The 20,486-nt window shown below is 61.3% G+C and carries 15 protein-coding genes and 1 pseudogene; 8 read left to right on the top strand and 8 right to left on the bottom strand.

The genetic code is table 11. The features are described 5' to 3' along the window. The first annotated feature begins 25 nt into the window (after positions 1 to 25). From NET03_RS10050 to NET03_RS10040, 3 genes are read left to right on the top strand one after another with little or no spacing between them, the layout of a single operon-like run. On the top strand, positions 26 to 430 hold the full coding sequence (locus tag NET03_RS10050) for a recombinase family protein (protein WP_252128783.1): 405 nt from the start codon (positions 26 to 28) through the stop codon (positions 428 to 430). A gap of 15 nt (positions 431 to 445) precedes the next feature. Beyond that, positions 446 to 955 (top strand): YIP1 family protein, encoded by a 510-nt coding sequence (locus NET03_RS10045; protein ID WP_252128782.1) that lies wholly within the window; start codon positions 446 to 448, stop codon positions 953 to 955. A 42-nt stretch (positions 956 to 997) separates the two neighbouring features. After that, positions 998 to 3,493: a Lon protease family protein gene (locus NET03_RS10040; protein WP_252128781.1), complete on the top strand. Its 2,496-nt coding sequence runs from the start codon at positions 998 to 1,000 to the stop codon at positions 3,491 to 3,493. On the opposite strand, the gene NET03_RS10035 is transcribed toward NET03_RS10040, so the two are convergent. Together NET03_RS10035 and NET03_RS10030 are read right to left on the bottom strand one after the other, a co-directional pair. Next, positions 3,490 to 3,666 carry a hypothetical protein gene (locus NET03_RS10035; protein WP_252128780.1) on the bottom strand — a complete coding sequence of 59 codons (177 nt, stop codon included), beginning with the start codon at positions 3,664 to 3,666 and terminating at the stop codon, positions 3,490 to 3,492. The two genes, NET03_RS10040 and NET03_RS10035, sit on opposite strands and share 4 nt — an antisense overlap. 968 nt (positions 3,667 to 4,634) lie before the next feature. After that, positions 4,635 to 6,050 (bottom strand): aspartate kinase, encoded by a 1,416-nt coding sequence (locus NET03_RS10030; protein ID WP_252128779.1) that lies wholly within the window; start codon positions 6,048 to 6,050, stop codon positions 4,635 to 4,637. Positions 6,051 to 6,380: 330 nt separating this feature from the next. On the opposite strand from NET03_RS10030, the gene NET03_RS10025 reads away from it, so the two are divergent. Next, positions 6,381 to 7,688 (top strand): sigma-70 family RNA polymerase sigma factor, encoded by a 1,308-nt coding sequence (locus tag NET03_RS10025; RefSeq protein WP_252128778.1) that lies wholly within the window; start codon positions 6,381 to 6,383, stop codon positions 7,686 to 7,688. Between the two features lie 949 nt (positions 7,689 to 8,637). Here the strand turns inward: NET03_RS10025 and NET03_RS10020 are convergent. Further along, entirely contained in the window at positions 8,638 to 8,973 is a 336-nt protein-coding gene (locus NET03_RS10020) for a hypothetical protein (RefSeq protein ID WP_252128777.1), read from the bottom strand. Positions 8,974 to 9,706: 733 nt separating this feature from the next. On the opposite strand from NET03_RS10020, the gene NET03_RS10015 reads away from it, so the two are divergent. The 4 genes and pseudogenes from NET03_RS10015 (at position 9,707) to thiI (ending at position 14,177) form a co-directional block, all read left to right on the top strand. After that, the gene (locus NET03_RS10015) at positions 9,707 to 11,236 is read left to right on the top strand and encodes an autotransporter (RefSeq protein ID WP_252128776.1); all 1,530 of its coding nucleotides are present in this window, start codon (positions 9,707 to 9,709) and stop codon (positions 11,234 to 11,236) included. A gap of 177 nt (positions 11,237 to 11,413) precedes the next feature. Then, complete coding sequence (locus NET03_RS10010) at positions 11,414 to 12,562, top strand: hypothetical protein (protein WP_252128775.1); 1,149 nt, start codon at positions 11,414 to 11,416, stop codon at positions 12,560 to 12,562. Positions 12,563 to 12,697: 135 nt separating this feature from the next. Then, positions 12,698 to 12,895 (top strand): annotated as a pseudogene (locus tag NET03_RS10005) (Rdx family protein); the annotation flags it as partial. A gap of 58 nt (positions 12,896 to 12,953) precedes the next feature. Beyond that, positions 12,954 to 14,177: a tRNA uracil 4-sulfurtransferase ThiI gene (thiI, locus tag NET03_RS10000; RefSeq protein ID WP_252128773.1), complete on the top strand. Its 1,224-nt coding sequence runs from the start codon at positions 12,954 to 12,956 to the stop codon at positions 14,175 to 14,177. On the opposite strand, the gene NET03_RS09995 is transcribed toward thiI, so the two are convergent. The 5 genes from NET03_RS09995 to NET03_RS09975 all read right to left on the bottom strand — a co-directional run bounded on the left by NET03_RS09995 (position 14,117) and on the right by NET03_RS09975 (position 20,277). Next, complete coding sequence (locus NET03_RS09995; RefSeq protein WP_252128772.1) at positions 14,117 to 14,920, bottom strand: PrsW family intramembrane metalloprotease; 804 nt, start codon at positions 14,918 to 14,920, stop codon at positions 14,117 to 14,119. The two genes, thiI and NET03_RS09995, sit on opposite strands and share 61 nt — an antisense overlap. A 743-nt stretch (positions 14,921 to 15,663) precedes the next feature. After that, positions 15,664 to 15,939 (bottom strand): hypothetical protein, encoded by a 276-nt coding sequence (locus NET03_RS09990; RefSeq protein WP_252128771.1) that lies wholly within the window; start codon positions 15,937 to 15,939, stop codon positions 15,664 to 15,666. A 584-nt stretch (positions 15,940 to 16,523) separates the two neighbouring features. After that, positions 16,524 to 18,065 (bottom strand): ethanolamine permease, encoded by a 1,542-nt coding sequence (gene eat, locus NET03_RS09985; protein ID WP_252128770.1) that lies wholly within the window; start codon positions 18,063 to 18,065, stop codon positions 16,524 to 16,526. A 30-nt stretch (positions 18,066 to 18,095) separates the two neighbouring features. After that, positions 18,096 to 18,878: a glucose 1-dehydrogenase gene (locus tag NET03_RS09980; protein WP_252128769.1), complete on the bottom strand. Its 783-nt coding sequence runs from the start codon at positions 18,876 to 18,878 to the stop codon at positions 18,096 to 18,098. Positions 18,879 to 18,891: 13 nt separating this feature from the next. After that, positions 18,892 to 20,277: a glutamine synthetase family protein gene (locus NET03_RS09975; RefSeq protein WP_252128768.1), complete on the bottom strand. Its 1,386-nt coding sequence runs from the start codon at positions 20,275 to 20,277 to the stop codon at positions 18,892 to 18,894. Positions 20,278 to 20,486: the final 209 nt, after the last annotated feature.

The raw sequence follows: 20,486 nt of genomic DNA, 5'->3' as shown, positions 1-20,486 counted from the left end.
TGCTACCGATGAAACGAGTCGGACGATGAGCGGCGAGACAGCAGCGCTCTTTCTCTCGGCCCGCGTGCCAAGCGATCCGAAAGAAGCAAAGCGGCGGCCGGCGCCAGAAGACGAGCTCGCCGAGCAGGAGCGGCGACTGCGGAACTACGCACAACAGGCGAGGTACACGGTCGCACGCGTTTTTCGCGAGATTCTCCCGGAGTTTCCGGAAGAGCGGCCGGCGCTCAAGGGGCTGCGGACAGCAATGTGGCTTCGCGAGATTGCGGTCGTTCTCGCCGACTCGCCGGAACGGCTCTATCGTGATCCGGAGCGCTTAAAGTCGTTCCTCATTGAGGCGCGGACACTTGGCCTTCGGGTTGAGTTCCTCGATGTACCCCCGCTCTATGCCTGGATCGTGAAGGAATATGGCTGGCCGCGTGAGCGGCGCTAGTGGACGAGGGGAGAGATGCTCAGGCGGATTATCGGTGCCCTGCGGCTTGACCCGGCCATCTACCGGGAATTGAAGGAAGATCCGGCAGCAACGGTCCCGGCGCTTTTAGTTGTAGCACTGTGTGCATTGGCTGCGGGGGTGGTTGGGCTTCCTACCGGAGGCCTGACGGCATTTGGTGTTCTCGCGGCATCTGCCTATGTCTCCTGGATCATCTTTGTCGTTGCAGCATACATCTTTGGAACCAAGGCACTACCAGGGCCGGCAACCGACGCAACGCTGGGGGCGCTCGTTCGGACGCTCGGTTTTGCGCTCACCCCTTCGCTGCTTCTTGTGTTCGGCGTGGTGCCGGCGCTGCAGATCGTGGTTGTGCCGCTCGCGTTCGTCTGGGTCTTCTTCGCGTCGCTCATTGCCCTGCGGGAGACGCTCTTGGTGGGGACGCTGCGCGCCGTGCTCGTTGCTGTGCTCGCGTATGTGGCGTCAGCCGTGGTGGGACTCTTCTTGACACCGCCGGGCGCGTCCGGCTGAAGAGCGCAATGTCAGCCTAGATGTTGGGAAGGGGGGGTTGACATGCAGGAGCCGACTGGCGGTGTTCTCACCGAGCTTAGGGTCCCGGTTGAGCGACTACGACGGCGCCTTGATCCAGCTATGTTGCCCTTCGAGACGACGGCTGACGTTGAGCCGATCGCGGGGACAGTGGGACAGCCACGAGCGCTGGAGGCACTTGAGTTTGGGCTCGAGGTTCCAACCTATGGATACAACGTCTACGTGGCGGGACGGCCTGGATCAGGACGCGAAAGCACGGTGTTGCGCCTCGTGGAGCAGATCGCGGCCACGCGTCCGACGCCACCCGACTGGGTGTATGTGCATAACTTCCAGGATCCAGAGCGACCGGTCGCGATCTCTCTGCCTGCTGGACGTGGGGCGCAGCTCGCGCGCGACATGGACGAGTTTCTCCGCGCAGCTCAGCAAGCGATCCCGCGAGCGTTCGAGAGCGAGGAGTATGACCGACGACGCCGTGCTATTGTGGAACGACTCAACCAGGAGCGGGAACGTCTGTGGGAAGGAGTGCAACACTTCGCACAGCAGTTGGGCTTTGCGGTCGAGCTCACGCCGGCTGGTGTCATCAGCGTTCCAGTGGTTCAGGGGCGTCCGCTCGCGCCAGAAGAGTACGAGCGGCTCCCGGAGCCAGTGCGCGCGGAGCTCGAGCGCCGGAATCACCAAATTCACGATCGAGTCGCAGATGCTCTGCGTGAAGTGCGGCGCCTGGAGCGGGAGACCGCAGAACGTTTGCGTCAGCTTGACCGTGAGGTCGCACTCTTTGCGGTGGGTGGGCTCTTTGAAGAGCTCCGCGAACGCTATCACGATTTGCCGCAGGTGCTGCAGTTTCTTGAGCAAGTGCGAGAGGACATCCCGGAACATCTCCACGACTTCTTCCCACCGCAGCTTCCTGGTGTGCCGGCGCCAATTGCCCAGCTCCAAGCCCTCCAGCAGCAGGAGCATCTGGCGCGCTATCGCGTGAACGTCTTTGTGGACAATAGCCAGACGCGCGGCGCGCCGGTTATCTTTGAGCGTAATCCGTCGTACTACAACCTGGTTGGGCGGATCGACTATCGCGCGACCTTCGGTGCGATGGTGACGGACTTCAGCCAGATCCGTGCTGGAGCGTTGCACCGGGCGAACGGGGGCTATCTTGTCCTTCATACTGTTGAGCTTCTTTCGAACCCGTTTGCCTGGGATGCGCTCAAGCGGGCGCTCATCACGGGGCGCGTGGTCATTGAGAACCTTGGTCAGCAGTACGCGGTGCTGCCGTCTGCTGCACTTCGTCCCGACCCGATTCCGCTTGACGTGAAGGTCGTGCTCCTCGGCTCGCCGCTTCTGTACTACCTTCTCTCGGCATATGACGATGACTTCCGGGAGCTCTTCCGTGTGCGGGCTGACTTTGCGCCTGATATGGACTGGAGCGACCAGCATGTCATGGGCTATGCGGCGTTCATCAGCCGCGTGGTGCGGGAGCAGGGGCTCCGGCACTTTGACCGGAGTGCAGTTGCTCGGGTCATCGAGTATGGGGCGCGACAAGTAGAGCACCAGCGCAAGCTCTCGTCGCAGCTGCTCGAAATCGGTAATCTGGTCGCCGAAGCCAGCTACTGGGCAGGAAAGGCCGGCCGGGACATCGTGACGGCCGAAGACGTGGAGACTGCGATCCGCAAGAAGCGGTATCGCTCCGATCTCATAGCCGAGCGGGTGCGTGAACTAATTGTTGAGGGGACGCTAAAGATTTTGACCCGAGGTGAGCGAGTCGGTCAGATCAACGGGCTGGCGGTGATCGAGCTCGGTGACTTTGCGTTTGGCAAACCCTCACGGGTGACGGCGCGTGTCTCACTGGGACGTGGAAATCTGGTCAGTATAGAGCGGGAGATTGCGCTCTCCGGTCCCATCCACTCCAAGGGTTTCTTGATTCTCTCGAACTATCTCGCTGGTGCCTATGCGCAGGACTTCCCGCTGGCTATCAGCGCCTCGATCACCTTTGAGCAGGCCTACGAGGAGATTGAAGGTGACTCAGCTTCCTCGACCGAGCTCTATGCACTCCTCTCTGCACTCTCTGGATTACCGATCAAGCAGGGGATCGCAGTGACCGGCTCGGTGAACCAATACGGGGAGATCCAGGCGATCGGTGGGGTCAATGAGAAGATCGAGGGGTTCTTTGCTGTTTGTAAAGAGCAAGGGCTGACCGGGGAGCAAGGTGTCATCATCCCGGCAGCGAATGTCCAGCACCTGATGCTGGACGAGGAAGTGATTCAGGCAGTGGCGGAGGGACGCTTCCACATTTGGGCGGTGGAGACGGTTGACCAGGGGATCGAGATCCTCACAGGAGTGCCCGCCGGAGAACGTCAGCCAGATGGTACCTACCCTGAGGGTACGGTACATCGGCGAGTCATGGACCGGCTCCGTGACTATGCCGAGCGCATGCGCGACTTTGGACGCCGCGAGGAGCGCGAGGAGCAGCGTGGACAGGCTCAAGCAGCCGACCCGGAACCGGAGCAACACGAAGACCAGGACGGCTAACGGCGCGCCTCGAAGTGCTCACGGAGCCGCTCGACCAGCAGCTCGATCCCCCGGGCGCGCTCGTCAGGGCGAGCGGGGGCAATGCCGAACTGTCGGAGAAGCACGCTGACAAGTCCGGTCAGCAGCCCAGCGAGGAGGAGAACAAGGGCGAGCAGTGCGAGCGTGTCCATCATCCCATCCCTCGGTGAGCAGCCCGTTTCACGGGAATGGTACCCGGGTTGTGCGTTCCATGCTTGAGAAAAGATGTGTCGATTCGGGTCTTTGCATTGGGCGTTGAATCTTCAGTGCTTTGCGCAGGAGAGGCTCTGCAGGCCTCACATTGCGGCCGATCACGTCTTGACGTGATCACCCATCTTCGGTTTCTCTGCCGAGTAAGACCTTTGGCTTAGGCAATGGTCCGAGCGCTCCACGTCTTGGCTGGTAGCTCGTTTCCCCGATTCGCCGTCCACGTGGTCGCGACGTTGTATCCCTTCCACTGCTCCTTCAGGAGCGATCAGCCGAGGGCGTCGAGCGTCGGACGGCTCTATCGTCTTGCACACAACGTTGGCCTCCCGGTACGGACGTGACGTTGCACGAGAGACCGGGCGCCGTCCTCCTGTGGAGAGCTGCGTACCGGAGAGGGCTTACCGTGAATACGAGTGAACGGCGGTGGAAAGCACGACTCTGTCAGAAGAGAATGCCGTCTCGGAAGAGAGGGATGCTGTGGAAACGGACAGTCGTGAGGCAGTTGAAGCGTATGCGTGTGCTTCAGCGGCTGAACTTCCTGTTCACGACCTTCTGTAGGAGGGCGTGTTGTGTGCCGGCGGGAGCCGACCGATGACGCAGGCAGGCATTGCATGGGGGCGGGTGTAAGGGCTCAGGCGTGTCGCCGAAGGCAAAAGGACGGAGAGCCAAGAATGCGAGGTGCACCGGGTCCGAGCAGAGCGGCGAGGCTGAAGCTATCCTGGAAAGGCCTGGCTCGCTGGCAGCAGCTGGGCAAAGGAAGACGAGGAGTCTTGTCAGGAGCGGTGACGATCGACTGGACGAGCCCAGGTACGCTGGTCTTTGTGTTCGGATTTGTTGTCCTCCCGGCTCTGCTCATCGGCTGGGCACTATGGTCGTGGCGTCGCGAGCAGGGGGAGGAGATGGCCAGAGATCAGGATCAGTCAGCCGGCGAGCCACCGAGGCCGAAGGCATCGTGAATTGCTGGCACGGCCCGTGCGACCTCATCCTCCCGGATGACGAACGAGATATTGAGCTCTGAGGAGCCCTGGGCGATCGCCACGATATTAATCCTGTGCTGGCCGAGTGTTCCGAAGACGCGGCCGGCCACACCTGGGGTGCCGCGCATCCCAGCACCAACGACCGCGACGATTGCCATTCCGGGTTCTTCCCAGATCCGGGCGACGCGTCCCTTGAGAAGGTCAAGTTCGAACTCACGTTCCAGTGCTCGCAGAACCTTGCTCGCATCGGTGCGCCGCACAACGAAGCCCAGGCTGTGCTGCGAGGAGGCCTGGAAAACCATAAAGACATTGACCCCGGTGCGTCCGATAGTCTCGAACACGCGCGCAGTGACGTCGGCGACGCTGAGGAAGCCGGAGCCTTCGACGGTTACGACACTGACGCCCGGAATGGCGGTGATGGCCTTGACTACCGAGCCGTTCATGCTGGTGTCTGGGCCGATACGCGTGCCAGGATGCTCGGGGTTGAACGTATTCTTGATCCAGATTGGGATGCCACGCTCGGCGGCCGGCTGCATCGTCCGCGGGTGAATGACCTTGGCGCCGAAGTAGGCGAGTTCCGTCGCTTCGGCGAAAGAGATCGCAGGGAGTGTGCGGGCGCTCGGGACAAGCCGCGGATCGGCCGTCATGACACCGTCGACGTCGGTCCAAATCCAAACCTCGTCGGCCTCAAGAGCGTGTGCCAGGATTGAGGCGGAGAAATCGGAGCCACCGCGGCCGAGCGTGGTGACGGCGCCCTTCGGCGTTGCGCCGAAGAAGCCGGTGACGACGGGGAGTTTCCTGGCTTCCAGAAGAGGGAGGAGTGCCGCCTCGGCGCGGGCGCGTGTTTCCTCGAGGAGCGGATTGGCGCTCCCAAAGTGATCGTCAGTGACGATGACTTTGTCGCTGTCAACAGGGACAGCTGGGATACCCCGTTCTTCCAGCACGGCAGCGACAAGGACCGCACTCATGCGTTCACCAAAGGAGACGATCCAGTCCTGGGCACGTGGCGAAAGATCTCGCAGGACGTGCACCGACTCGACGAGGCGGGCACAACGGCCTGCGAGGTCGGCCAAGCGGGCAACAGTGGCCTCACGACGTGCGGGGGTCGGGATGAGTTCGGCGGCGACGGCTTGGTGCCGCTCCAGGAGTTCGCGTTGCAGCTCCGCCGCTGCGCGTTCGTCGCCCTCGGCGGCCGTCTGAGCGGCGGCGATGAGCTGATTGGTCACGCCGCTCATGGCGGAAACGACTGCCACAAGTCGTCCGTCAGTCTGGTAAGCCTCGCGAAGAATGTGGACCACCCGCTCAATTGCTGGGGCGTTCCCGACCGACGTGCCGCCGAACTTCATGATGCGCATCATGACTCCTCCCGCCGCCGGGCACTGACACTCTCTTCCCAAGCGGGGAAGGATACCGCGCTCAGCAAGGGATGGCGAGCCGTTTGCGCTTCTGCGGTGATGTTGATGGGCGTCTGTCTTGGCCAGGAGACCCATCCGCATGGTGGGTGATCCGTGGCAAACCGAAAATGGGAAGTATCCCGATCACTGTGACATGGAATACAGTGCCAGTTGTCTGCGTTGGTGTCACAAGCACCGCTGTGAAAGAACAAACTTCTCCGTTCGGGGTGGTAGGATTGTCGGGCTCAAGGAGAGGGAGAGCAACCAAGAAGGGAACTGAGAGACGACGCGATGGCTGTGCCCAAGTTTGATCTCCGTACAGCCACTGATGATCAGCTGGTTGAGGCGTACCTGGCTGGAAGTTCGGAAGCGTTCGCCATCCTCTATGAACGCTACGTCAATCGGGTGTACGACTTCGTGGCGCGGCTCGTCGGTGACCGTGAGGTAGCAGCTGATGTCACTCAGGAGACGTTCGTCAAGGCGCTCACCAGCCTGCGGGCACGCCGCTTCCACGGTTCACTCCGCGCCTGGCTCTTCACGATTGCCCGAAATACGGCAGTCGACCATCTGCGTCGTCAACGGACGACGACCTTCTCACGCCTTACCACACCTGAGGGTGAGGAATGGGAGCCAGAACTCCCAGCAACTGGTCCCGAGGCGGAGCCGGAAGAGACCGCTCAGCGGGCCGAGCTCGCGGAGCTGGTGTGGCAGGCGGCGCGTGGACTGAATCCGAATGACTACGCACTGCTCGATCTCTCACTGCGACAGGATCTGATGCCCGCGGAGGTGGCCCAGGCGGTGGGGGCGCGGCGTGGGGCCATCAATACGCGGCTGAGCCGACTGCGTGATGCCCTCGAGGAGAGTTTCACGGTCCTTCTCTTGGCGCGGCATGGTCGGCAGGAGTGTTCTGAACTTGACCATCTGCTGGGCGATGTGAAGTTGCCTGCCGGATTGACACCGGAGCTGCGTCGGACGGTGGCTCGTCATGTCCAGCAGTGTGAAATCTGTCAGCGGAATCGTCGCCGCGTGGTGACCGCGGCAGAACTCCTTCCCGCCTTGGCTCCGATCATGCCCTCTCCGGAGCTTCGTGCCACCATGGATGCTGCGGTGCAGCAGGCGTTGGGCGCCGTGCCGATGAGCAGTGTTCCGACGACGGTCCAGCAGTTTCGACACTGGCTCATTGGTAGCGGGACTGGCAAAGCGCTTCTGGGAACGATTGCAGCCATCGTGATGGTTGTCGGTGCCGTTGGTGGTTGGCTTGTAATGGGCACAGCACCCGTAACGGCCGTGACCCGCGGATGTTCACCACTGACCCTGGAATGGGATGGTCCGGCTGCCTTGGTGGCGGAGCTTTTGGGTGTTCCAGCGGAGTTCAAACAAGAGCAACCGACCCGCTTCCGACTCCCCGTGGGAAGCTTCCCGGTGACTGTCACCCGTGAGGGGGCGATGTTTGCGCTTGCTGGCGTGCCCGTGCACATTCAGTTCGTCGCACCCCTCTCTGCAGTGACCTGGGACGGTATTCCGCTCCTCGACCAAGGAACTCGACGTCTGGAGGTTGCACGTGGTCAGGAGCACACGCTCGAGCTCCAGTGCGGCTGAACCCGAGTTCCGATAAAGCCTGCGAACGGATTCGCCTTTGTGCGGTGTTGCCCAAGAGCAGCAGCGCCCCGTACCGGGACGGTCCCTGTCTTCCGTGGTCACTCTGTCAACATCGGCGTCCAGGCCGATTCATGGCCCTTCCTTGGCGCTGGCAGGCGAGATATCGCCGAGTGGGACCTCTTCTTTGCTCCCCGCACAGACCCAGAAGCAGGTCGCTGTGACGGCTCTCTTGTCGGGGGTAAGGAAGCTGCTGTGAAGAAATGCAGCTCATGACCGGCGGTTTTCCCGGCGGGGAATAAAGCAGCGTGTCGCTGCGAGAGCGTACTCCTCAGGGATGCGACAGGTGGCTCACTCCTCGGCTCGTGCGGGCTTGTAAGCGTTGGGCCTCCTCCAACGTTGAAAGGGGTGAAAAGCGCAGCAGTGGTTCTGTCAGGATCCGCTCGTAGGCGCGCCAAAGTTGACGGACCTGATCCGAAGAGAGTGTGGGCGGACAGTCGGTGCGGGCGTGAGCGACAGAGACCAGGACGGTGCAGAGCGTTTGAGCATTGCACGTGCTGTTGGGAGGTGGGCCCATGCTGCAGGGAATCAAGCGTTGATAGACGAAGCTGCACGAGTGGCTCCCGATGCTGATGGTCCGTGGGCTGGGAGCAGGAGGTACTCTTTGTTGGCGCTATACCGGTGGTTTCTTCGTCTACGAAGCAAGACTGCTCCGTCGCGTAAGGGTGGCGTGCTGAAAGTATCCTTGAGGGTCTCTGGCGGGCAGATAGAGAAGCTGAGTTACGATCGTCCTGTCACTGGGGTGTTGGAGCGGCCATAGGTTCGTGTTACCGAGAGAGGCAAGGTTTTCGGCGCACAACGTGACGCGACCGCGATGCGAAGGGCGCCGAAAGACGAGGAGGTCGTGCAAGATGCAGTTGTCGGTTGCTTGCTCGCGTGCGGTCGCGCTCCTTCATCTTGTTGGTTTTACAGCGTGTGGCGGTTCAGCGTGTTCAACGATGTCTGGGCCTGCGGCGGATTTGAAGCGAGCCTCACCGACCGCAGCGAGCCCTCGTGGAGACCGCACGGTGGTGCCGAAGGCCGGCTCGTCCTTCTTGGTTACTCCCAGTGGGAGTCCGCCCACCCCGACGAGATCGAGTGCCTCGGATGCCACAATCAGTGTGACCACGACCGTTCCGGCGGCGTCAACTGCACCCGTGACACCTGCGTTGACAACCTGGCGGGTAGTCCTAGCTACGCCTGCGACGATGACCCCGACGTTAACGCCGTCGCCGACTCTCTCGCCCACGGCTACCTCACCATCAAGCGGCGACACCTCCGTGAGTCCAACAGGCGCTGCGTGCGATCGTGCAGTGAACATCGAGCTGTTAGAGACTGTTCCGGGAATCGACGCGATTAGGGTAGGGCTTGAGAATGTTGGTGGTGGCTTCTGCCCGACGGGGGCCACGGTGAAATTTGCCATAAACCCTCCCGGATCACCGGCGCTGGGCGCTTTGGGTGCGGCGTACGAGGACAACGGCACGGGATGCTGGTCGTGCACGGGTACGAGCTGCGGGGCAGTCAATGGCTTGCTTGGAAATCCTCTCGCTTCCCAGTATCAGGTGGGCTTTCAGGCAATGGGAACTTTCAATGGCACAATCACGCTTTGTGCTACAGTGGCAAACACGGGCGATGGTAACCCAATGAACGATACCTGGTGCGAGATGTTGCCGTGGGGTGCTCATGATGCTCGCTGCTTGACGATGGAAAGGGGGTGAATGCAGAGTACTCGACGCTTCCTGCGACTGCTCGATGTGCGCCTTTGAACCTCAAGCGTTTCGGCTTTGATTCGTACGAGTGGGAGCCATTTTAGGGGGCGTCGAACCGCCAATACAGAGGAAAGCTGGCAAGAAGGCCATTCGTCTCTGCACACGCGGGAGATCGAGGCACATCGCTCCATGACCAAGCCTCCTGGTCGAAGTGCTGCGATTTTCGCTGAGCAGAGCAGGAATGGACGACTTCACCAAACCTGGGGGGATGACATGAAACAGCCATGGTCATGGGGCTTTGCTGTGGCAGGTCTGACCATCGCATTCATCTTGGGTGCGTGCGGCTGGCTGGGAGGTGGGTCACTGGCAACACCGACCCCGACGGTCCCGATCGTTGGGCCGCAGGCAAGTTGCCCGCCCGGAGCGACTCCACTGTCAATGACCGTTGGCCCGGGGCCGTTACAACCACGGCCGCAGCTGGTTAGCGACCTGAACAATCCACCGCACTACACGCAGCTCCCGACCAGTCCAGCGGCGCCGGGCAAGCTGGTGCTCCATACATTCACCAATATTCCGGGCGCTGGTTCGGTGGTCTACTACTGGGTAACCGTTGTTGCTCGTCCGATCGCTACGTGGGCAGCTTCGGATGACGGTATCCGTATCCGCTACCATCTTTACCCGTCTGTCATAACGGACGGGTGGCAGTTCTCCTCTATTCTTGGATCCCCCTGGACAGCAAGCACTGTTCCAAACTTCGTGCAAGTGACCATGGGGGGATACAGCATGATCACAGCGAATGGCTGGAGTCCGATAAGCTCGACGAGTGTGCCACTGGCTGATCTGAATACGTATGGTGAACTTGATATCGAAGTTCATGACAGCACCGAGGTCTTATCGCTGACCCTCGTTGTGTGTGTGCCGGCACCGGCCCCGACACCAACGAAAGTACCGGTGCCAACTGCTGGTTTGGCGACTCCACACGGCCCGGCGACGGCGATCGATACGGATACCGCTGGTTCTCCTTCGCCGACAATCGTCATTCCTCCCACAGTCGTCCTTCAGTGGACTCCAAAGCCGCTACCCACACCAACACCGACACCAAAGAAGAGCCCTGGTGGGTCAGCGGTCACCGTGGTCCCGCTGCCAACTTCGACACCGACTCCCTTGCCAACGGCAACGGCCACGCCGGCCCCGAGTCCCACACCGACCGCGACACCAGTGCCGCCTCCCTCACCGACGCCACAGCCGACGCCCACTCCAACGGCGACACTGGTGCCCACTGCCACGCCGACACCACAGCCGACGCCCACTCCAACGGCGACACTGGTGCCCACTGCCACGCCGACACCACAGCCGACGCCCACTCCAACGGCGACACTGGTGCCCACTGCCACGCCGACACCACAGCCGACGCCCACACCGAGCGGCATTTGTGATCTTGTTGTCGATAAGGTGATGCAGCCGACGAACCAGCCTGGGGTCTATACCGTCATCCTCTTCGTCTCGAATCAGGGGAGCGGTCCGTGCCCTGCGGGGGTACAGGTCACGGACTTTGTGAGCCAAGGAGCGATGACGTTCAGTGGGCCGTTGACTGTTACGCCGCCCGGTGGTTGGAGCTGCACCATCTCTGGTTCAGGAGGGACCTGCACGTCAACGAGCACACTGGCGCCAGGATCGGCTGTGCAGTTCGCCTTCACGGCAACAGTCACTCAGAAGCCAGCGACCAACTGCGTGCGGGCGTTTCTCCCCGGCGTGCAAGATCCAACGCCAGGGAACAATGTCTTTTGCGTGACCGTGCAGTGAAGCTGGATACCTGCCTTTTGAGAGATCCCTGGAGGGTTGGTACGGTTGGGTGCTGTGGAGTTCACCTTCTTGCGACCGTCGCGAGGCGACACAGTATCATTGCCAAGATGATGTGGGTGGAGGTGTGCGTTCCGGAAGCAATCTGAGTACAGGAATCGGGTGACAAGCAGGGCTCGGATGAACACGGGAGTGCGTTTCCTCACTGTCATGCTGCTGACCTTCCTGCTGGCGGCGTGTGAGGGGAGACTGATTGCCCGTGACACGCCGCCCGTAACGATCGGACCAGTGTCGACGCCGACCGGCACAGCAGATTTCGGGAGCCCAACGCAATCGTCAAATCGCCCGACACCGTTCCCGAGTCCGACGGCTGTGCCAACGTTTACCCCGGAGCTAACGCTCGTCGTCCCGGGGGGGACACCGGCCAGCACTGCGACCGTGGCGGCCGAGCAGCCATCGATTCCGACTCCATCCCCCGGAATCCCACCGCGAGGACAGCCCACGGCAACACCAACCGAGCCACCGCCTCCACCAGCGACACCCGCAGGCTACTGTGACCTCACCCTGGAGAAGTCGTTGTTCCAACAGGTTGGCACGACGAATGTCGTGGTGACCCTGACAGTGCGGAATCAGGGGAGCGGGAGCTGCTCTCCTGGCGCAGTTGTCAGCGATCCTCTGCCCGTTGGAATGCGGCAGCTTGCTGAGGTTCAGGTGACAGAAGTGGGTGGGCAGGGCGGTTGGCACTGCGTCGGGACAACATGCACCGCGGGGGAGAGTCTGGCACCTGGTTATGCAGCCAATTTCGTTTTCACAGCAGCAGTGGAACCGGGCGTAATGCTTGAGAATTGTGCCCGCGTTACTGTCAGTGGAGATACTGACCCCGCGAACGATGCGCGGTGCGTGTCTTTGAGTGCTCTGCTACCCACTCCGACAGCCACGCTAACGCCAGTCACTTGTCTGTTTGGGTTCGAGAAGGCGATTCAGCTTGGTGAGGAATTCAGTACCACGCCACGATGGAGAGCGACACTCCGCATCAGAGTACAGAATGCCGGTCCCGAGGGCTGCGTGTCGCGCTGGTCGGCCGTGGTGGTGAGTGACCTTTTGCCATTGGGGATGCGCATGCAAGCTCCACCAGTCGTGAGTGATAACCGCTGGGGGTGTGGATGGAGTGCAGACGCGTTGCACTGTGAAGGCCCACCGCCAGAGCTTGGTCGGGTAGTCTCGATTCACGCCGAGCTCGCTGTGCTGCAAGAGGCAGTGCATGCACAGAACTGTGCCACGCTTGAACCGGCAGGCGCGACAGCCTGCGCTGCGCCGTCAGCACGGTGAGGCAGAGGGCACCCTCGCTGGGTGAGGATTCCCTCCCCAGGAGAAGGGTATAATGGCTCACTTGGAGACTTCGAAGGGGGTACAGTGGGACATCAGGTTCGCATCGAGTACTGCACGAGTTGAGGGTATCGTGGACGTGCCACCCGTGCGGTGGAACTCCTGCTGGATCGATACGAACTCCAGTTCGCCGAGATTACGCTGGTTCCCTCGTCGGGCGGTCGGTTTGAGGTCTGGGTGGATGGCGAGTTGGCCTTCTCCAAGCTGGCGAAGAAGCGCTTCCCGGAAGACGCTGAACTCCTCGAGCTCGTCGGAGCGCGGCTCGGTATCGAGTGAGTTCCAAAGGCTCGGAGCGGCCGCACGGCGCTGGGGAGAGAGGCGCGGGAGGTGAGCGATGAGCCGACAGATGACGTCGCTCATCATCGCGCGTGTCCATGAATTGGCGCTGAAGGGGCAGAACCGTCCTTTCTTTAAGCGTGCACTGTACGAGAATCTTCGCTATGCGCTGCGCGATCTTCCCGTCTCGCGCCTCCAAGAGCGCGCACTGCGCTACATCATTCGACTGGAGGACTCCTCGGTTTGGCCGGAAGTTGCAGAACGGCTACGCTGGGTCTTTGGCGTGGCGAACTTCTCGCTTGGTCTCGAGACGGCGCTGACCGTCGAGGCAATGCAGCAAGGGTTAGCCGAACTCTTGGAGCGCCAGGGACCACCGCCGGGAAGCTTCCGCATTCGGGTCAAGCGGACAAACAAGGCATTCCCCCTCACTTCGCCAGAGTTGGAGCGAGAACTCGGGCGCTTTGTGCAGAGGCGGACTGGTGCCCCCGTCAATCTCACACGTCCGGACGTTACCTACCAAGTTGAGGTGCTCTACGATCGAGCACTGGTGAGCGGTGAATCGTTACCGGGGCCCGGCGGGCTTCCGATGGGGGTGAGCGGGCGCGTCGTTGCGCTCCTGTCAGGTGGGTACGACTCGCCAGTCGCAGCTTACCGGCTGATGAAGCGCGGGTGCTTTGTGACCTTCGTCCACTTCCATGCTTATCCGTATGTACGACCGATTTCAATTGAGAAGGTCGTCGAGCTCGCGCGACATCTCTCGCGCTATCAGCCACCCTACAACCGCCTGGTGATCGTGCCGATCGGCGACGCGCAGCGAGAGATCGCGTTGGCTGCTGAGGCATCGTTGCGAGTTGTCCTTTACCGGCGACTTATGCTGCGTCTTGCAACGGAGATTGCCCGAGAGGAAGGCGCAGGAGCGATTGTGACCGGCGAGAGTCTCGGCCAGGTCGCCTCGCAGACGTTGGAGAATATGCGGGCGATTGGTGCCGTGACCGATCTTCCGTTACTCCGACCTCTTGTTGGAAACAATAAGGACGAGATCATCGCCGAGGCAGTGCGGATTGGGACAGAGCGCGTCTCCCGTATCCCCGACGACGACTGCTGCACGGTCTTCGTCCCGCTCCATCCGGCGACCCGCGTGACGACCGAGCAGGCGGAAGCGGCCGAACGTGCCTACGACGTGGCCGCACTCGTCGAGCGGTGTCTAGCACGGCGGACCGTCTACGAAGGCGATCCGTTCCGGTGGGATCCGTTGGCGGCACTGGCGGCGGCCACAGCCTGACGCCGTGCCTCGCGATAGCGGCGGACGAGCAACGTGATGCTGAGCAGGGCGATAAATCCGCTAACCAGCTCGACCCCGAGCCAATCGACGAAAGTCGCACTACTCATGATCTGGAACGTGTCCCAAAGGGTGTGCAAGGCCACGGCGAGGAGGAATGCACCAAGCGTCGCCCGGATCAGCCCGGCATGGCCGTGACGAGCGCGCTCCCGCCAGAGGGCGGAGGCCACGAGTGCAGTCCAGGCCGCATGACCTGCCGGAGAGAGAAGGCCACGAACGAGTAGGACAAACTCAGCCAAGCCTATGTTTCCACGTGAGGCGAGAAGCGCCGTAAAGCCGTATCCGAGTGTCTCCAGTGAGGCGAATCCCATTCCGCTTGCCAATCCAAACAAGAGTCCAGCCATCTCCGACCGGTATCGCCAGCCGAGGAAAAAGACAATGGACACGAGCAGCTTGGCCGACCCCTCAATGAAGCCGACGGCGAGGAGCGGGAGAACGCCGAGTGCCCGATAGGTATCGTATTCCAGCGTGCCGGCGACGATGACGCCGAGCGCACCACCCCAGAGGAAATTCCAGACGACCGGACTCGCGGGGATCGGCTCGGGGAGTGGGTGCTCGTAGACCCAGAGAACTAGGACAACCGGCACGAGGAAGGCACCGAGAACGAGCAGCGTGGGGACAAAATTCGGATTTTGAGTCGCTTGCAGGACGCGGTTCAGGGCATAGAAGAGGACAATACCGCTCACGAGGATCTGGAACCACGCTCGACGGAGAAGACCGGTAACCCCCTACATCGCATTTCCCCCTCCCTTCCGGTCCGCTGCCCGACTCTACGGCAGCCGCGAGCATTGTGCAAGAGGCCAGCCTGGTGTCACGTGTCGATTGACCGGGCTCCTCCTGCGGCGGGCAGCGGACGATGTTCGTGGAGCCGGTGTGCGTTGCCCTGCTTCAGGGGCAGCGAAGGGACAGTTGGGCGGACAGGGAGCAGGACGGACGGGTGTCTCCTGGGAGCGGCGATTGAATTCAAGCGCTGAGAAGATTCGCCGGTGACTCTGGGGGCATGACGAGGAGCTGGCGTGTGGTTGGTGACAATTCTGGCAACCGTGGAGCGGGGTATTTGGAGGAAGGGGCATCTGACTTTCAGAGGCGAGGAAATGACGATCACCGGTTACCGCTGCTGGATGGTGCCAGGCTCGGTCTCAGCGGAATAGAGTCACAGGGGGCGAATGTCACTCGTGGTCCCGGAGCTCCTGTGGTGGGGGCAGATCAGTGCTCGTCTTTGACATCGCGTTGAGGCTCGTCGCAGATGAGCCGCAGTTCCGTGAGCTCCGGGGATGACACGAACCAGCACCGTTCTTCCTCGTGTTCTAGGCTGAGTCGCTCCTTCGTAGAGGCTGCTGCGCGGTGTCCGATGCATGCAGACTGTGTATGGTGATATGGACGCGAGTCGTCGAAGAACAGGAAGCGAGCGTCCGAGGGTCCCCGTGGATCATCGCCCGCGCTGGAGCAAGCTTGCAATAGTGCGTTCAACATCGGGTGGGAGCTGGAGCGCGAAACCCTCGGCGGACAGGAGATGCCGGTTCTCAGTATGTCCGCTCGCCACCGGCACGAGCTGCCCCGCCTCCATGCGCCACAGGATAAAGCCCGCCTCGAGCTTGCCATGATAGGGGCGGATTTCGAGGACGTAGCCGTTCCCTTCCAGGGTGACTGGCTGAAAGCGGTGCTTCTTGAGTGTCTGGAGCAAGCGGTCAGCCAAGGTCGCCACCGGATCCTCTCCCTCCATCTCTCAGCAGCATACGTCGGAGGAAGGGGAACGGCAAGCTTGCTGCTGGCTCATCCACGGGGTAGGCAGCGTCTTGTGAAGGACGCGAGTCTTCCTTACCAATCTCACATTGTCCCAACGAAGCATCCTGATCTTGCAGCCGATCGAGCATGTTGCCGCCTGATCTGGACGATGCGGCAGTCATCTTCTCGTGCTGATGCCCCGGTCTTCCTCCAGAGCGGAGCAAGGAGCGAGGGTGGAGTGCGATGAGATCCTCTACGATCTCTTCGCCCCCAACCAGCGTGGCACCGTTATGGCGCCAGGAGTGGCGTAGCCTCAGCGCAGACTTCATGCGCGTGAAGCGAGTACAGCCGCTCCTCATCAGTACCCTCTTGGGTTATTCGGTGAAGAGGTAGCGGTGGTTACGACGAAGAAGACAGAACGGAGATCTGCGGCAGAGGGAGCTCCGGCAGTTGGGATGGCGCTGGCTCGGCGCGAGAGGCCACGCCGAGCCAGCGGGCTTCACGAGGCGACACGATCACGAAGAACAAGTTGTTGCCGGCGAGAAGATGCGATGTCGTCGTGCCTCAGCGGTCCCTCGCCTCACGCTGTTCCAGGCGCAAGCGCTCTTCCTCTGACTCGAGCTCGACGTACTGGTGCTTGAGCTCTTTCTCCGCCTCCAGGATCAGGGCGACCTCCTCCTCCGGTGCCTGGGCGACCAACTTGTGACGGGAGTACAGGGCGAAGTAGAGGATCGCGATCACCAGGAAGAAGGCGACTCCCAAGACGCCAGGACGGTAGTCCTGGATGGAGAAGGTTGCGAGTAGAGCGACGATTGCCAAGATTGCGCCGATTGCCGCACCGGGGATCCCGAAGGGACTCTGATAGGGGCGTGGGAGCTCCGGACGAGTGACCTTGAGGCGAATGTAGGCAAGCATTACTGCCGCATAGGAGATAACTGCGCCGAAGACGGCCATGTTCAAGAGTGCAGCTCCCACAATCCCGGTGCCGAAGCGATCAATGATCAAGGCGCAGAGCAGCCCGATGATGGCACCAGCGATGAGGGCACGGTGCGGTGTGTGGGTCTTGCGCCCAGTGACAGACAGGAAGCGTGGATAGTAGCCAGCGCGTGAGAGCGCAAAGATGACGCGACCGTAGGCATAGATGATCGTATGGAAGCTGGCAATGAGCCCAGTCAAGGCGATGAGCGTGAGGACAGTGGTGGTTGCACCGCTTCCAAAGACAGCAACGAAGCCGTCGGCGAGCGGTGCACCCGAGACACCAATTTGGGCGGCGCCACCATTCACGCCCGAGTTGAAGATCAAGGTGAACACGGAGAGGGCAAGCAATGTGAAGATGCCGGTGATCAGACCGCGTGGCATGTCCCGCACAACATCATGGGTTTCCTCGGCAGCGAGCGGGAGTTCCTCAATCGCGAGATAGAACCAAATAGCAAAGGGGATAGCGGCAAAAATCCCAAAAAAGCCTTTTGGAAGAAACGTGGAGCTGCCAGCGCGGTTTGGATCGGGCTCGATGTTGAAAACCAGATCCCAGCTGAAGGCGCCGGAGGCGACCGCGCCAATGTAGAAGATCAGCAGCACAAGCATGGCGAGGATGGTCACGACTAAACCGACCCGAAGGGTAATCTCTACTCCAGCAATGTTGATGCCCACGAAGATGGCGTAGAAGACGAGCCACCAGATCCAGACGGGGACCGACGGGAAGAGTGTGTTCATATAGCCGCCGATACCGACTACGATGACTGCTGGGGTGATGACGTACTCAATGGTGTCGGTAACGCCCACCAAGTATCCGCCCCAAGGGCCGAAAGCACTGCGGGTGAAGGAATAAAAGCCACCGGCATGGGGCAGTGCCGTACTGAGTTCAGCGATGCTATAAACCATGCAGAGGTACATGATCGCCATGAGCACCGTGGCGATCAGGAGCCCACCGAAGCCGCCAGCGTCGAGCCCAAAGTTCCAGCCGAAGAAGTCTCCAGAAATGACTGCGCCGACACCGAGGGCCCAGAGTAACACCCAGTTGGCGTGCCGACGTAGTTTCCGTTGCTCAAGGTAGTCCTGCCCAACCTTCTCATAGCGCACACCGCCGCGTTCGATGCTCTCTCCCATGGCTCCCCTCCTCTCAAAAGATTTGCGGCTTCAATCCTCTGGTGTGATGTAGGCAGCAGTAATACCACCGTCGACAAGGAAGGCGGTTGCCGTCACGTAGGACGACTCATCTGAGGCAAGAAACAGCGCAGCCTGGGCGATCTCCCGTGCTTGGGCAAAGCGACCCATCGGGATATGCACCAGCCGACGTTGCCGCTTGGCTGGATCCGCCAGAATCGATCGCAGAAGCGGGGTGTCGACTGGTCCAGGACAGAGGGCGTTGGCCCGGATATTCTTCCGTGCGAACTCGATGGCGATTTCGCGCGTCATGGCCAGCACGCCCCCCTTGCTCGCGGTGTAGGCGATCTGGGGGACAGCGGCTCCCATGATGGCGACGAAACTCGCGGTATTGATGATCGAGCCGCCACCGGCGCGCAGCATGGCTGGGATAGCGTACTTACAACCGAGGAAGACGCCTTTGAGGTTGACTGCCATGACACGGTCCCAGACCTCTTCGGGCGTGTCGACCACCGAGCCATCCTCGTCGGGAAAGATCCCGGCATTGTTGAACATGACGTCGAGCTTGCCGTAGGTCTCCTCGGCGGTGCGGACTAAGGCTTCGACCTCGGCTGCCTTCGTGACGTCGGTGCGGACGAACAGCGCCTCACCCCCAGCCTCCTGGATCAGACGGACCGTCTCTTCACCACCCGCCACATTCAGGTCGGCGACTACAACCTTCGCCCCTTCCTGGGAGAAGAGGAGTGCCGACTCACGACCGATCCCGGAACCCGCTCCCGTGATGATGCAGACTTTGCCGGCCAGCCGTGTGCCCATCGTCTTCCCTCCCTTAGCCGCGCTCGAAGTAGCGGTACAGTTCCCAATCGGTGACCACCGCATCGAACGCCTCTTGCTCTACCCGCGCCATGTTGACGTAGTGGTCGACGACGAGATCACCAAAGACCTGGCGAGCGAATGTCGAGCGGTCGAATTCCATCATTGCCTCGGCGAGCGTTCGTGGCACACGGACGACGTCGCGGGCTTCGTACGCATTGCCGCGGTACTCTGGTGGAAGTGGGAGCTCGCGCTCGATGCCGTCAAGCGCCGCGGCGATCATGGCGGCGTAGGCAAGGTAGGGATTGGCGTCGGCGCCGGGGATGCGGCTCTCGATGCGCAACGACTGGCCGTGTCCAACAATGCGGAAGCCGCAGGTGCGATTGTCGCGCCCCCACACAACATTGACCGGAGCCCAGCTGGCAACAGCGTAGCGCTTATAGGAGTTCACGTTCGAGGCGACGAAGAGTGAGAGCTCCCGGGCGTGCGCGATGAGACCAGCTAAGGCATGCTGCATGAGGCGGCTCATGTGGTAGGGGTGGCCGTCAGGATCGTAGAAGAGGTTTCGCTCGCCATTGCTGTCCCAGATGCTCAGGTGGATGTGTGAACTCGAGCCGGTCCAGGTATGATGCGGCTTGGCCATGAAGGTGACGGAGAGGCCGTTGAGATAGGCGATCTCTTTGACGCCGTGCTTGAAGAGAATGGCGCGATCTGCTGAATCGAGCGCATCAGCATAATGGATATTGATCTCGTGCTGGCCGGCAGCGGCTTCCCCCTTGGAGAACTCAATGGGGATTCCGGCGGCGGTCATGAGGTTGCGGATCTGCCGGTAGATTGGTTCAGCTTTGGTGCCTTGGAAAAGGTGGTAGTCCTCGTTGTACCAGCCGAAGGGTTGTAGAGCGCGGTACCCCTTCTCGTGGGCCTCGTCATAGGAATCTTTGAGGAGATAGAACTCGAGCTCACTCGCCATCATGACACGGAAGCCCAGAGCGCTGGCCCGCGAGACCTGCTGGCGCAAAATCGTGCGTGGGGCAACCGGGATGAGTTCGCCGGTCTCCTCGTCGACCGCATCGGCTAGGACGAGCGCTGTCCCTTCCAGCCAGGGGATACGCCGCAGCGTGGCAAAGTCGGGACGGGCGACCCAGTCGCCGTAACCGGTCTTCCAGTTCATGAGGCGGTAACCACCCGGAGTGGTCATCTCCATGTCGGTTCCGAGGAGATATGTGCAGAAGTGGGTACCGTGCTCGCGAACATGGTCGAGGAAGAAGTCGGCCCGCACGCGCTTCCCCATCAGGCGCCCCTGCATGTCGCAGATGGCGTTGATGACGGTGTCGATCTCACCGGACTCCACCAGTTGTGTGAGTTCGGCGAGGCTCAAAAGACCGCTGGTGTGGCTGCTCATCGTCCCGCTCGCTCCTTCCTGGTTCTTCGCAACCAGAATCGGAACTGCGAGCGGCGAGGTGGCGGCCGGGATTTCCCAACCGGCCAAGGAGGGTCTGTGAGTCCCGTGCATACACTGCAGATCCGGCACACCACGACGAAAATGCTCGATCCTTCCCCAATCGAAAGCTAACCCAATGCACGCAGTAGGCAGTCCTCTGTTCCTGCGTG

The organism is Thermomicrobium sp. CFH 73360 (assembly GCF_023806465.1).
Classification (GTDB): domain Bacteria; phylum Chloroflexota; class Chloroflexia; order Thermomicrobiales; family Thermomicrobiaceae; genus Thermomicrobium.
The sequence above is the reverse complement of the archived record's forward strand: the minus strand, read 5'-3'. Positions and strand labels throughout refer to the sequence as shown.

Excerpts from the sequence above, each read along its gene's own strand:
- NET03_RS10050 (WP_252128783.1), top strand. The coding sequence starts at position 26 with ATGAGCGGCGAGACAGCAGCGCTCTTTCTCTCGGCCCGCGTGCCAAGC.
- NET03_RS10045 (WP_252128782.1), top strand. The coding sequence starts at position 446 with ATGCTCAGGCGGATTATCGGTGCCCTGCGGCTTGACCCGGCCATCTAC.
- NET03_RS10040 (WP_252128781.1), top strand. The coding sequence starts at position 998 with ATGCAGGAGCCGACTGGCGGTGTTCTCACCGAGCTTAGGGTCCCGGTT.
- NET03_RS10035 (WP_252128780.1), bottom strand. The coding sequence starts at position 3,666 with ATGATGGACACGCTCGCACTGCTCGCCCTTGTTCTCCTCCTCGCTGGG.
- NET03_RS10030 (WP_252128779.1), bottom strand. The coding sequence starts at position 6,050 with ATGCGCATCATGAAGTTCGGCGGCACGTCGGTCGGGAACGCCCCAGCA.
- NET03_RS10025 (WP_252128778.1), top strand. The coding sequence starts at position 6,381 with ATGGCTGTGCCCAAGTTTGATCTCCGTACAGCCACTGATGATCAGCTG.
- NET03_RS10015 (WP_252128776.1), top strand. The coding sequence starts at position 9,707 with ATGAAACAGCCATGGTCATGGGGCTTTGCTGTGGCAGGTCTGACCATC.
- NET03_RS10010 (WP_252128775.1), top strand. The coding sequence starts at position 11,414 with ATGAACACGGGAGTGCGTTTCCTCACTGTCATGCTGCTGACCTTCCTG.
- thiI (WP_252128773.1), top strand. The coding sequence starts at position 12,954 with ATGAGCCGACAGATGACGTCGCTCATCATCGCGCGTGTCCATGAATTG.
- eat (WP_252128770.1), bottom strand. The coding sequence starts at position 18,065 with ATGGGAGAGAGCATCGAACGCGGCGGTGTGCGCTATGAGAAGGTTGGG.
- NET03_RS09980 (WP_252128769.1), bottom strand. The coding sequence starts at position 18,878 with ATGGGCACACGGCTGGCCGGCAAAGTCTGCATCATCACGGGAGCGGGT.
- NET03_RS09975 (WP_252128768.1), bottom strand. The coding sequence starts at position 20,277 with ATGAGCAGCCACACCAGCGGTCTTTTGAGCCTCGCCGAACTCACACAA.